10 protein-coding genes are annotated in these 14,263 nt (G+C 35.9%); 8 read left to right on the plus strand and 2 right to left on the minus strand.

The genetic code is table 11. From position 1 onward, the window contains the following. Positions 1-15: 15 nt before the first annotated feature. Genes AC0OM3_RS24345 through AC0OM3_RS24370 form a run of 6 tightly spaced genes read left to right on the plus strand, consistent with a single transcriptional unit; the run spans position 16 to position 11,126 of the window. Positions 16-909: an isochorismatase family protein gene (locus AC0OM3_RS24345; RefSeq protein ID WP_001007259.1), complete on the plus strand. Its 894-nt coding sequence runs from the start codon at positions 16-18 to the stop codon at positions 907-909. A gap of 33 nt (positions 910-942) precedes the next feature. Next, positions 943-8,100, plus strand: a complete 7,158-nt coding sequence (locus tag AC0OM3_RS24350; protein ID WP_474213161.1) for an amino acid adenylation domain-containing protein — start codon at positions 943-945, stop codon at positions 8,098-8,100. Next, on the plus strand, positions 8,097-8,321 hold the full coding sequence (locus AC0OM3_RS24355; RefSeq protein ID WP_000184059.1) for an MbtH family protein: 225 nt from the start codon (positions 8,097-8,099) through the stop codon (positions 8,319-8,321). Before AC0OM3_RS24350 ends, AC0OM3_RS24355 begins: the two co-directional genes overlap by 4 nt. Next, a complete protein-coding gene (locus AC0OM3_RS24360) occupies positions 8,321-9,751 on the plus strand; it encodes an MDR family MFS transporter (RefSeq protein WP_000660201.1) in 1,431 nt (476 codons plus the stop codon). The genes AC0OM3_RS24355 and AC0OM3_RS24360 overlap by 1 nt, the downstream gene beginning before the upstream one ends. Before the next feature lie 57 nt (positions 9,752-9,808). Beyond that, positions 9,809-10,558, plus strand: coding sequence for a 4'-phosphopantetheinyl transferase Sfp (sfp, locus tag AC0OM3_RS24365; RefSeq protein ID WP_000573001.1), 750 nt, complete (start codon positions 9,809-9,811; stop codon positions 10,556-10,558). Between the two features lie 25 nt (positions 10,559-10,583). Beyond that, complete coding sequence (locus AC0OM3_RS24370) at positions 10,584-11,126, plus strand: hypothetical protein (RefSeq protein WP_000959128.1); 543 nt, start codon at positions 10,584-10,586, stop codon at positions 11,124-11,126. A gap of 40 nt (positions 11,127-11,166) precedes the next feature. Here the strand turns inward: AC0OM3_RS24370 and AC0OM3_RS24375 are convergent, their stop codons facing one another. Further along, positions 11,167-11,439 carry an HU family DNA-binding protein gene (locus AC0OM3_RS24375; RefSeq protein WP_001043905.1) on the minus strand — a complete coding sequence of 91 codons (273 nt, stop codon included), beginning with the start codon at positions 11,437-11,439 and terminating at the stop codon, positions 11,167-11,169. Between the two features lie 204 nt (positions 11,440-11,643). Between AC0OM3_RS24375 and AC0OM3_RS24380 the strand changes: the two genes are divergently transcribed. Together AC0OM3_RS24380 and AC0OM3_RS24385 are read left to right on the plus strand one after the other, a co-directional pair. Then, entirely contained in the window at positions 11,644-12,411 is a 768-nt protein-coding gene (locus tag AC0OM3_RS24380) for a DUF3891 family protein (protein ID WP_000577280.1), read from the plus strand. Between the two features lie 14 nt (positions 12,412-12,425). Continuing rightward, positions 12,426-12,950: a DinB family protein gene (locus tag AC0OM3_RS24385; RefSeq protein WP_000656270.1), complete on the plus strand. Its 525-nt coding sequence runs from the start codon at positions 12,426-12,428 to the stop codon at positions 12,948-12,950. 100 nt (positions 12,951-13,050) lie between these two features. Here the strand turns inward: AC0OM3_RS24385 and AC0OM3_RS24390 are convergent, their stop codons facing one another. Then, a complete protein-coding gene (locus AC0OM3_RS24390) occupies positions 13,051-14,244 on the minus strand; it encodes a S8 family peptidase (protein ID WP_000790911.1) in 1,194 nt (397 codons plus the stop codon). Between the last annotated feature and the right edge of the window lie 19 nt (positions 14,245-14,263).

Here is a 14,263-nt window from a genome sequence, read left to right on the forward strand (position 1 = left end):
GAAGGAAGTGATTAGATGGCTATCCCATCTATTTCAGTATATAAAATGCCAATTGAATCAGAACTACCAAAAAATAAAGTGAATTGGACACCAGATCCGAAACGTGCAGTACTTTTAATTCATGACATGCAAGAATATTTTCTTGATGCATATAGCGATAAAGAATCACCAAAAGTAGAACTTATTTCAAATATTAAAATGATAAGAGAAAAATGTAAGGAACTTGGTATACCAGTTGTTTATACAGCACAACCTGGTGGACAAACGTTGGAACAACGAGGTTTATTACAAGACTTTTGGGGTGACGGTATACCTGCTGGACCAGATAAAAAGAAAATTGTTGATGAACTTACTCCTGATGAGGATGATATATTCCTAACAAAATGGAGATATAGTGCATTTAAAAAGACAAATCTATTAGAAATTTTAAATGAACAAGGAAGAGATCAACTCATTATTTGCGGTATTTATGCGCATATTGGCTGTCTTTTAACAGCTTGTGAAGCATTTATGGATGGTATAGAGCCGTTCTTTGTAGCAGATGCAGTTGCTGATTTTTCACTAGAGCATCATAAACAAGCATTGGAGTATGCATCTAATAGATGTGCAGTAACGACATCAACAAACCTACTGTTAAACGATTTACAAAGTGTAAAAGATGATGAGAGTGAAGGAATCACTATACAGGAAGTGCATGAACTAGTTGCACAACTACTTCGTGAGCCAGTAGAGAGTATTGATATTGATGAGGACTTATTAAATAGAGGGCTTGATTCGGTCAGAATTATGAGTTTAGTAGAGAAGTGGCGTCGTGAAGGGAAAGAAATCACTTTTGCAGATTTAGCAGAACGTCCAACTGTTGCAGGTTGGTACAGTTTACTATCTTCACAAACAGCACAGGTGCTGTAACAAATAGACTACATAATAAAGGGGTAGTAAAGAATGCCTAACAGTCAAAAGATTCGTCATTCGTTATCATCTGCGCAGTCTGGTATGTGGTTTGCGCAACAATTAGATCCGCTTAATCCAATTTACAATACTGGAGAATATGTAGAAATAAACGGAAATATTCATCAAGAAATTTTTGAATTAGCTGTACGTAAAGTTGTAATGGAAGCAGAAGCACTTCATGTTCGCTTCGAGGAGGATGAAATTGGCCCATGGCAAGTTATTGAAGAATCACAGTTTCATATGCATTTTATTGACGTTCGTAAAGAAGAAAATCCTGAAGAAGCTGCTAAAGTATGGATGAAAAATGATTTATCTATGCCAGTCGATTTGAAAAAAGATACATTATTTACTGAAGCACTTATTCAAGTTGAAAATAATCGTTTCTTTTGGTATCAGCGCATCCATCACATTGTGATGGATGGCTATGGATTTTCACTTCTTAGCCAAAAAGTAGCGAATGAGTATACATCACTTATAGAAGAAACAAACAAGAATGAAAAGCCATTTGGTTCTCTTACAAAGGTCGTGCAAGAAGATATTGAGTATCGTGAGTCTAAAAAATTTCAGGAAGATCGTACTTTTTGGTTAGAAAAATTTGCGGATGAACCAGAAGTTGTAAGCTTGGCAGAGCGAGCACCGAGAACATCAAATGGATTTTCACGAGAAACAGCTTATTTATCTAGTTCTAGCACGAAAACTTTATTAGAAGATATCAATATTTCGTTAACAAGTTGGCCGGAATTCATTGTCGCTGTAACAAGTATTTATATGCATAAGTTAACAGGTGCAAATGATATTGTTTTAGGTTTACCGATGATGGGACGTCTAGGTTCGGTATCTATTCATACACCAAGTATGGTAATGAATTTAGTGCCACTTCGTATTACAGTAACTCCAAATATAACTCTTGCGGAATTATTGCAACAAGTTTCTAAAGAAATCCGAGATGTACGTCGCCATTATAAATACCGTCATGAGGAATTAAGAAGAGACTTAAAGTTACTAGGTGAAAATCAAAGGTTGTTTGGACCGTTAGTGAATGTTATGCCTTTTGATTACGGGCTAAATTTTGCTGGAAATCGTGGTATTACGCATAATTTATCAGCAGGACCTGTCGATGATTTATCAATAAATGTATATAAACGTTTTGATCAAAATGAGCTAATGATTCATTTTGATGCAAATCCTGAAGTATATAATGGCGCGGAGCTAGCATTGCATAAAGAAAGATTTATGAATCTATTTGAATTAGTAGTAAATAATTATGAGAAAAACGAGTCGATTGGAAAAATAAACATTACTCTGCCTGAAGAAAATCATAAAGTTTTATTGGAATGGAATGAAACGAAGGAAGACGATGAGTTAATCAGTCTGCCTATATCATTTGAAAAACAAGTGCAAAAAAATCCCAATAAACTAGCCATTACTTGTGACGGTGTAAACCTTACGTATAAAGAGCTAAATGAACGAGCGAATGAACTAGCACATTATTTAGTAGAAGAAGGAATGCGACCAAACCAGTTTGTAGCTTTAGTATTCCCTAGATCAATAGAAATGGTAGTTAGTATGCTAGCAGTCTTAAAGGCTGGTGCAGCGTATTTACCAATAGATCCAGAATACCCAGCAGAAAGAATTAATTATATAGTAAATGACGCAAAACCAGTTTGTATCATAACACATTCATCTGTTTCATCTAAGTTAGTTATAGAAAATGATATGAAAAAAATTGTATTAGATGAAGAAGAAACGAAACTAGCGTTACATACATATTCTCGTATGAATATAGCATGTAAGAATGATGTATCACTTTTAAACCCAGCCTATACAATATATACTTCAGGCTCAACAGGAAACCCAAAAGGTGTAATTGTTCCTATGAGAGGTTTAAGTAACTTTTTAATGGCTATGCAACAAAAATTTTCATTACATGAAAATGATCATTTATTAGCAGTTACAACGTTTGCATTTGATATTTCTGCACTAGAAATTTATTTACCTCTTATTAGTGGTGCAAGTTTAACAATTGCACAAAAAGAAGACATACAAGAGCCATCAGCATTAGCGACACTTTTACAAGAAGAAAGAGTGACAATTATGCAGGCTACACCGACGCTTTGGCAGGCGTTAGTAACTGATTATCCAGAGAAGCTACAAGGGCTAAATATACTTGTTGGTGGTGAAGCTCTTCCAGAGCATTTAGCAAATAAATTAAAAGAATTAGGTTGCTCAATAACTAATTTATATGGACCAACTGAAACGACGATTTGGTCTACTTTCATGAACATTGATGAAGGTGAAAAGGGTATACCTCCTATTGGAAAGCCAATTTGCAATACAGAAGTGTATGTATTGGATGCAGGGTTACAACCAGTTCCACCTGGAGTTATTGGGGAATTATATATTGCAGGGGAGGGACTTGCAAGCGGATATTTAGGAAAACCTGAGTTAACAGCTGAACGGTTTATTGCAAATCCTTATGGAGAATCAGGGAAGCGCATGTACCGTACAGGAGATCTTGTGAAATGGCGTAGTGATGGTGCGTTAGAGTACATTAGTCGCGCAGATCATCAAATTAAAATTCGTGGATTCCGAATTGAATTAGCTGAAATTGAAACGGTATTACAACGACATGAAAATATTCAACAAGCGGTAGTAATGGTACGAGAAGATCGTCCAAATGATAAACGCATCATTGCGTATATCGTTGCAGAAGAAAAGGAACCGATTAATCTTTCAGAAATTCGTTCTTATGTTTCAGAAAGTTTAGCGAATTATATGATACCATCGGCATTTGTTGTGCTAGAAGAATTACCATTAACGCCAAATGGTAAGGTTGACAGAAAGAAATTACCTGCTCCTGATTTTAATGGAATGAACAATGAGAGAGTTGCTAGAAATCCGAAAGAAGAAATATTATGTGATTTATTTGCAGAAGTACTTGGTGTTTCTCGAATTAGCATTGATGATAATTTCTTTGAAATGGGTGGACATTCACTTCTCGCATCTCGTTTAATGGCAAGAATTCGTGAAACGTTAAGTGTGGAATTAGGAATCGGGAAACTATTTGAATCACCAACTGTTGCCGAACTGGCGAAACAATTAAACGATGCAAAAAGTGCAAGACCAGCTATTCAGAAAGCAAGTAGGCCAAATGAAGTTCCACTTTCATTTGCACAGCGCAGGTTATGGTTCTTAAATTGTTTAGAAGGTCCAAGTCCTACTTATAATATTCCGCTAGTCATTCGTATGAATGGAATATTGAATCGGGAAGCATTACAAGGTGCTTTTTATGATGTAGTTGAGAAACATGAAACACTTAGAACAATTTTCCCTAACGTATTAGGTAGTTCCTATCAGAAAATTTTAGATATGGAAAACTTAAATCTAGAAATGGTTATAACTAATACATGTAAAGATGAATTAGAAAGTGTACTTTCAGAGGCGGTAAGATATAGCTTTAACCTCGATTTTGAGCCGGCAGTTCGTTTGCAACTTTTTACAGTGAGTGAAAACGAACATGTATTATTAATTCTATTACATCATATTATAGGTGATGGCTGGTCATTACAGCCGTTAACGAGAGACTTTACAGCGGCGTATAAAGCGCGATGTCAAGGTGACAGAGTTCAGCTGGAGACACTTCCCGTTCAATACGCGGATTATGCACTTTGGCAACAGCAATTGCTAGGTGATGAAACGACACAAGAGAGTCTTATTTCAACACAATTAGATTTTTGGAAAGAAGAACTTAAAGGTTTACCAGACCAAATGGAGTTACCTACAGATTTCCAGCGTCCAATTGAGACGAGTTACCGCGGGGAAACAATTCATTTTCATATAGATGAAGAAATGCATAGTAGGTTAGTAGAGCTTGCACGTGAAAATGGAGCTAGTTTGTTTATGGTATTGCAAGCAGGGCTTAGTGCACTATTTACAAGATTAGGTGCAGGCACTGATATACCAATTGGAAGTCCGATTGCTGGAAGAAATGATGATGTACTCTCTGATATAGTCGGCTTATTTGTAAATACATTAGTGTTACGTACAAATACATCAGGAGATCCAAGTTTTAAAGAATTATTGAATAGAGTAAAGCAGACAAATCTTGCAGCTTATGAAAATCAAGATGTTCCATTTGAACGACTCGTTGAAGTGTTAAACCCAGTGCGTACTCGAAATAGTCATCCGCTATTTCAAGTTATGTTAGCTTTCCAAAATACGCCAGAAGCAATCTTTGATGCCCCGGATATAGAAGCGAACCTTGAAATTCAAAGCGTCGGTTCTGCAAAATTTGACTTAACATTTGAAATTAGTGAGAGTAACGGGGGGGACGGTACTCCGAACGGTTTACATGGATTACTAGAGTTTAGTACCGATTTATATAAACGTGAAACGGTTCAAAAACTAATAGAACGATTCATTTTGTTATTAGATGATGCAGCGAAACATCCGGATCGATCCATTGGCAGATTAGAAATATTAACTGTAGCAGAGAAAAATACAGTGTTAGAAAAGTGGAATGGTGGTTTTCAAATTGCACCAGAAATGACATTGCCACAATTATTTGAAAAGCAGGCTCATATAAATCCAAATTCTATTGCTGTTGTCTTTGAAGATAAGAAATTAACTTATGAAGAGTTAAATAGAAAAGCAAATAAAATAGCTCGATTCCTAATAGCAAAAGGGATTGGTCCTGATCAACTCGTTGCTTTAGCGATGCCAAGATCATTAAACATGGTTGTAAGCTTATTAGCTGTTCTTAAAGCTGGTGCTGGATACCTTCCGTTAGATCCAGATTACCCAGCAGACCGTATTTCATTTATGCTACACGATGCGAAACCATCATGTGTTTTAACGAATTCAGAAGTGGAAATTGAATGTAATGAGGCACTAAAAGTTTTAATTGATAATGTAAAAGTAATAGCAGAAGTTGAGAAATATAGTGAAGACAATATTGATGAAGTGGAACGTATTAAGCCATTATCTCCATCACATATTGCTTACGTTATTTATACGTCAGGGTCAACGGGTAGACCGAAAGGCGTTATGATACCTCATCAAAATGTAGTAAGACTTTTAGGAGCAACTGATCATTGGTTCCAGTTTGATGAAAACGATGTTTGGACGATGTTCCATTCATATGCTTTTGATTTCTCGGTTTGGGAAATTTGGGGACCTTTATTATACGGAGGGCGTTTAGTTGTAGTGCCACATACTGTAAGTCGCTCACCGAAAGAATTTTTACAGCTTCTTGTTAAAGAAAAGGTTACGATTTTAAACCAAACTCCATCAGCGTTCTATCAATTGATGCAAGCAGATCGTGAAAATGAAGAGATTGGCCAAAAATTATCTTTACGATATGTTGTTTTTGGAGGAGAAGCACTTGAGCTAAGTCGCTTAGAAGAGTGGTATAGTCGACATCCTCATAACGCACCAAAGCTTATTAATATGTACGGTATTACGGAGACGACAGTACATGTTAGTTATATTGAATTAGATGAAACTATCGTCTCTTTACGAGCAAATAGTTTAATTGGGTGCAGTATACCTGACCTTAAAGTGTATGTGTTAGATAACTATTTACAACCAGTGCCACCTGGAGTAGTTGGAGAAATGTATGTTGCAGGTGCAGGGCTTGCGCGTGGATATTTAGGAAGAGCAGGATTAACGGCTGAACGCTTTATCGCAGATCCATTTGGCAAGCCAGGTACAAGAATGTATCGTACAGGAGACTTAGCTCGCTGGCGTAAAGATGGGACGCTAGATTATATAGGACGTGCAGATCATCAAATCAAAATTCGTGGATTCCGAATTGAATTAGGAGAAATAGAAGCAGTCATAATGAAGCACCCTAAAGTTGAGCAAGTAGCCGTTATTGTACGGGAAGATCAACCAGGGGATAAACGGTTAGTTTCTTATATCGTTGCATCAAATAATGAAGCGATTGATACGAATGAAATGCGTCAGTTTGCTAGTGGTAGTTTACCAGATTATATGGTTCCATACGCTTTTGTAGTAGTAAATGAGTTACCTTTAACTCCAAACGGTAAATTAGATAGAAAGGCATTGCCAGCTCCAGAATTTATTGCATCATCTTCTAGTCGTGGTCCAAGAACACCGCAAGAAGAAATGTTATGTGACTTGTTTACAGAAGTGCTAAGTGTACCTCAAATTGGAATTGATGACGGATTCTTTGATCTTGGTGGCCATTCACTCCTTGCAGTGCAGCTTATGAGCCGCATGAAAGAGGCGCTTGGAGTGGAACTAAATATTGGTACTTTATTTGCAGCACCGACTGTTGCAGGGTTAGCTGAAAGACTTGAGATGGGGAATGGTCAAAGTGCACTTGATGTGTTGCTTCCATTACGAGCAAGTGGGGATCAATTACCACTATTTTGTGTACATCCAGCTGGTGGATTAAGTTGGTGCTATGCAGGACTTATGAAATCTTTAGGAACAGATTATCCAATCTATGGTGTACAAGCACGAGGTATTGCTAAAAATGAAGAACTTCCAAAAAGTTTAGAGGAGATGGCGGCGGATTACTTGAAACATGTTCGTGAAGTACAGCCTTATGGACCATATCGTTTACTAGGTTGGTCGCTTGGAGGAAATGTTGTGCATGCAATGGCGGCGCAATTACAAAATGAAGGGGAAGAAGTAGAATTACTCGTTATGCTTGACTCTTATCCTGGACACTTCTTACCGAATACGGAAGCGCCTACTGAAGAGGAAGCGTTAATCGCATTACTTGCTTTAGGCGGATATGACCCAGATAACATGGATGGTAAACCACTTACAATGGAAAGTGCAGTTGAAATCCTTCGTAAAGATGGAAGTGCATTAGCAAGTCTTGAAGAAGAGACTATATTGAACTTGAAAGAAACATATGTAAATTCAGTAGGGTTGTTAGGGAAACATGTACCGAAAGTTTATAACGGAGATATCTTATTCTTTAGATCTACTGTTATACCAGACTGGTTTGATCCTATTTCTCCAAATACGTGGCTAAATTATTTAGATGGGCAAATTGTGCAGCACGATATTGATTGTAGACATAAAGATCTATGTCAGCCAGGTCCACTTACGGAAATTGGACAAGTATTAGCGAAATATTTGCAGAATAAGAAAGGGGTAAGTAGAGTATGACGAATCCATTTGAAAATGATAATTACACATATAAAGTATTAATAAATGAGGAGGGCCAGTATTCTCTCTGGCCTGCTTTTCTCGATGTACCTATTGGCTGGAATGTCGTATATGAAGAAGCTAGTAGGCAGAGTTGCTTAGAATATGTTGAATATAACTGGAAAGATTTGAATCCACAAGGTAATCAAGTTCGCGAAAAAACATTAGTAGGAAAACGATAATGAAAGAAAAACTAAATCCAAAAGTAGTTGTAAGTATCGTTTATATAACTGCGATGTTTATGGCTGCGATGGACGCAACGATTGTAAATGTAGCACTGCAAACGATAAGTAGAGAACTACAAGTACCTCCATCTGCAATGGGGACGGTTAATGTTGGGTATTTAGTTAGTTTAGCTGTTTTCCTTCCGATTTCTGGTTGGTTAGGAGATCGTTTTGGTACGAAAAGAGTGTTTTTAATTGCTCTTTTCGTATTTACAATTGCATCTGCTTTATGCGGAATGGCTAACGATATTACTTCATTGAATATTTTCCGTATTATTCAAGGTGCTGGCGGAGGGCTTTTAACACCGGTTGGAATGGCGATGTTATTTCGAACATTTTCACCAGAGGAAAGACCGAAGATTTCCCGGTTCATTATACTTCCAATTGCTGTAGCACCAGCAATTGGTCCTATCATCGGTGGTTTCTTTGTAGATCAAATGTCTTGGCGTTGGGCATTTTATATTAATCTACCGTTTGGAATCGTTGCATTGCTATTTGGACTTCTATTTTTAGCAGAACATGTTGAAAAATCAGCTGGTCGCTTTGATTCGCTCGGCTTTATTTTATCAGCACCAGGATTTGCGATGCTCATATATGCACTCAGCCAGGGACCATCAAAAGGGTGGATTTCTCCAGAAATTATGAGTACTGGGATAGTTGGGGTTGTATTCATTACATTGTTTATAATTGTAGAACTGAAAGTAAAGCAACCGATGTTAGATTTACGCTTATTAAAAGAACCAGTCTTTAGAAAGATGAGCCTTATATCATTATTTTCATCAGCTGGTTTATTAGGAATGTTATTTGTTTTTCCTCTTATGTATCAAAATGTGATAGGAGTTTCTGCACTGGAATCAGGACTTACGACATTTCCAGAGGCGATTGGATTAATGATTTCTTCACAAATTGTACCATGGTCATATAAGAAATTAGGAGCTCGAAAGGTAATTTCTATTGGATTAATTTGTACCGCGGTTATCTTTGTTTTATTAAGTTTTGTAAATCACGATACGAATCCGTGGCAAATCCGGGCATTATTGTTTGGTATCGGTATTTTCTTAGGTCAATCTGTCGGTGCGGTTCAATTTTCTGCCTTTAACAATATCACGCCGCCTTCTATGGGGAGAGCGACTACTATATTCAATGTGCAAAATCGACTAGGTTCAGCAATAGGAGTAGCGGTTTTAGCTAGTATACTAGCTGGTTTTGGAGGTAATAACGTTCAATCCGATTTTTTACCATATCAAGCAGCATTAATTGGGTCAGCAATATTTTTGCTCATAGCACTACTATTTTCTTTACGTATTTCCGATAAAGAGGTAATGTCAAAGAAGAAAGAAAAAACATTATCTGTATCAGAAAAAGAGAAAGTACTTGTCAATGAATAACAATATACGTATGCTTTTTTATGAAAATTGATATTCGTTGAATAAAGGAGAGTTTACATGATAGAAAGTAAAGTTGTAGATTCTATTCCAACTTTGAATGAGAATGATTGTCAAATATGGTGGGCAAGAATTTCGGATTTACAATCATGGCATTACAATTTACTAAATGATATAGAGCGAGAGAAAGCAAATTCGTATCATCATTCGGCAGATCGAGCTCGTTTTATAATAGGTTGCGTAATAAGTAGATTAGTTCTCGGCAAGATACTTTCTATGTCACCAGTCCAAGTACCAATTGATCGAATGTGCTCAGTATGTAAATTGCAGCATGGAAGACCACAATTACCAGAAGGTATGCCGCAATTATCCGTTTCGCATTCAGGTGAGTGGGTTGTCGTTGCATTTACAAAATCCGCACCTGTTGGCATAGATGTAGAACAAATGAATCCAAGTATAGATGTTATGAAAATGGCAGAAGGTGTATTAACAGACATTGAAATAGCGCAAGTTATGAAACTGTCAAATGAACAGAAAATAGAAGGTTTTTTAACATATTGGACTCGAAAAGAAGCGGTGCTGAAAGCGACAGGTGAAGGACTAATGATTCCACCAGTACATATTACAGTATCAGCTCCAAATGATCCTCCAAACTTGTTGGTTTTTAAGGATAGACAAGAGTTAGCAAGTAATACAATGATGGAAGATGTAAGGCCTAGTTTAGATTATAGGGCTTCTGTTGCAATATTCAGTAAGGAAGTGACTGAAATTACGCAATTAGACGCAGCAGCACTTTTAAATCTTAAATAAAAAAATTACAGAAGAGGTGTTCCTCATGTTAGTAGCGGAAAATAGAAAGAATGAATTCACTTATAATGTACAAGCAATTAAAAATATTTTATTTTCTGGAGATACATCATCCATTCATGCTTTAGAAAAGCTTTTAAATGATACAGTTCAGTTTGATGTTCTTGAACAAGAGGCACTTGGTAGACAGTACATTCCGAAAGAAGCAAAGAATTTCTTTGATAAAGATGGAACATTTCTTTACCGTGTATCTAATGTTAGTTATAAAGGAAAGGTGTTATCTGAAAATCTAATTTTTGCAGACACTTCGTTTTTACCGGACGCAATAAAGAGTGAATTAGAGAGTGGAAATATTCCTGTTGAAAAGCTTATAGAAAAGATGGAAGTAAGAAGAAACGTATTATATGAAGGATATCAGCCATCTGGAAATATTATTGAATTGTTTGATGGATGTTCTGTTACAGCGAATGTGTATCCAACTAGAAAGTATCAAATTGTAAGTAACTGCAAATGTGTATTTTATATTTGTGAAGTGTATCATGCAGAGAATATAAAGCGATTGCTTAAATAAAAACAAGAAACCAGCCTATAAAATGGCTGGTTTCTTGTTTTTATTTAACAGCTTCTTTTAATTCTTTACCCGCTTTAAATGCAGGAACTTTACCAGCGGCGATTTGAATTTCTTCGCCAGTTTGCGGATTACGTCCTGTACGAGCAGATCTTTCGCGTACTTCAAAAGTTCCAAACCCGATTAGTTGAACCTTATCTCCAGATTGTAATGCATTAGCAATTGTGTCAAATACGGATTGTACAGCTGCAGAAGCGTCCTTTTGAGAAATATCAGCTGATTGGGCTACGTTTTTAATTAATTCTGTTTTGTTCATGTTTTCACCTCATAAAAAAATTTTTGGAATGAATGTTTTAGTATAATAGATAGTAAAGATAAAGCTATCACTATGATTAGAAAGAATACTATATAATTATGTTAATTTCGTTGCAAGAGACTGAATCCCTTCTATTATTTAGGGATTAATTAAGAATCGATGCATATAAAAAGCTTTAATATGAGGATGAGGGGGAGTATACGAATGATTTTTCGTGAAAAAAATGAGAAGGAAAGTATTTTAATTCGTCAACATGATCATGGTTTTTTAGCTGGAGAGATTGCAAAGCATATAAAAGAAGACTTTTTTGAAGATAAAACATATTTAAAAGAAACAGTTGATGCAATATATGAGCATGACAGAGGATGGATAGAGCTTGATAAAGTACCAATTTTGAATGATGCTAAAAATATTCCATATACATTTATGGATTGTCCAAGCCCATTACGTTTTGTTTTTTATACGATTGGGTTGAATGAAATTGAAAATTCTAATCCATACGGGGCATTGCTTTGTAGTAAACATTTTTTATCATTTCCACTAAACGAGGAAGATGAAGAAATGATGTCATTTTATAAACATGAATTAGAACGACAAAAAAGAATTTTGAAAACGTTAACAAAGGAACAGTTTGCAATGTTCGATAAGCATTATAGATTATTAAAGTTTTGTGATGAACTTTCTTTATACGTATGTATGAATAAGCCTGGTGTCAAAAAGAAAGATGAAATTGACTTATTTAAAGATGGTTTTGAAGGAACAGAAATGTTTAATAGTAAAGAGGAGAAACTTATTCAAGCTGAATGGGTGGACGAGGAAACAATTCGGATTACACCATTTCTATTTCAAACGGAATTTTATACGTATGTAAAATATAAAACGATAAATAAGCATGAAATGAAAGAAAAAGGGATTGCAAAGGCTGATAGAGAATCAGAAATGAAGAAACAAACCATTCGTTTCATACAATAAGGAGGTAATATAAATTGAAAGATTATATATTAAAACAGTGTGATTACCATGCTTGGGCTAATACTAGATTATTCAATCGATTAAAAGAGTTACCAAACTATGAGACAATTTTTAATGAGCAGATACAGAGTGTATTCCCATCCATTAAGGATACTTTTGTGCATATTTATATTACAGATCAAGTGTGGTTACATATATTGCATGGTAAAAGTATGAATGAAGCAATACAAGACCGAGAAGATTTACGAAAACAAATTGAAACTAAATCGTTACATGAATTAGAAAAAATGTTTGAAAACATGGCAAATCAATATAAAGAGTTTTTAATTACAATACAAGATGTGAATGCTGTATTTGTTATTGAGAATCCATACGTAGGGAAATTAGAAACTTCGATTTTAGAATTAGTGCAACATGTCGTAAATCATGGTACATATCATAGAGGAAATATAACAGCGATGATCCGTCAACTTGGTCATTCGTCGACAATGATGGATTTTGTACTGTATTTACATATGGTTAAAAAGCAGGGAGAGTAATATAGTTTGTAAGAAGGAGAGGCTGTAATTGTAGAAGTCTCTCCTTCTATTTTATCCGGCATTAATGGTAGATCGACCGATTAAAATTTTACTTTATTTATTAAGAAGCTTTATTTTCTTGTAATTGCTTAGCGTATTGTACAGCCTTATATGCATTGACTCTACCATTTTTCCAGTACGTACCTGTACCACTAATTTTATCAGAAGTTGACTCAATAATTTGGCGGATTTGTGTATTGCTATATCCTTGATTTGCTAAAAGAGCAGCGACTCCTGCAACATGAGGTGTTGCCATAGATGTACCACTTAATGATTGATACGTGCTTCCTTTATATGTTGAATATATATTTGAACCTGGTGCTGCAACATCTACCCAGCTACCATAAGTAGAAAATGAAGATTTTCTATCTGATTGATCTGTAGAAGCAACTGCAATTACTTCGCTGTAATAAGCAGGGTAATTAGCTTTTGTGTTTCCAGCATTTCCAGCAGCTGCAACTATAACAGAGCCTTTATTCCATGCATATTGAACGGCTTGTTGTAATGCAGTACCACCATTTGGAGCTCCTAAACTTAAACTAATTACTTTTGCACCCGAATCAGCAGCTTCTCGAATACCTTGCGCTACAGCATCAAGAGTACCACTTCCTTGATTATCTAATACGCGGACAGCATAAATTGAAGTTTGTGGGGCAACACCAGCAATTCCGACACTGTTATTTGTAAGTGCTCCAGTAATTCCAGCGCAATGTGTACCATGACCATTACCATCATCAGATGTATTGTCATTATCAACATAATCATGCCCGTAAATTACTTTCGAAGCCAAATCAGGGTGTGATCCTTGGACTCCTGTATCAATAATAGCTACTTTTACACCAGGATCACTTCGTTGGCTATCCCAAGCCTGTGGAGCTTGAATCTTTTGCAATCCATATTGATTTTTAAAATATGGGTCGTTTGGAGTCCAAAAGGCGTGAACGTAATAATTCGGTTCTGCATATTCCACATCTGGATTATTTTTATAACTCTTTATTTTTTCTTTTACAGTACCTTTCGAAAATTGTACGACTTCAAAACCTAACTTATCATCTTTAGATAAGACATTAGCTCCGACAGATTTATGAAAAGATTGCACATTACTTAAAGATGCATTTTGCTTGAACTTAACGATTAATTGGTTAGGAACGTAATCAGTAGATGAAGTTTCAGCACTTGAAGTATTTGTGTTAAAGAAGAAACCACCAATAATAAATGACAAAACAGATAGGAAAGCAATGATTTTGTTTTTCAAAAGATTTTTCCTCCCTTTT

The sequence above is a fragment of the Bacillus sp. FAU20 genome (assembly GCF_056033865.1).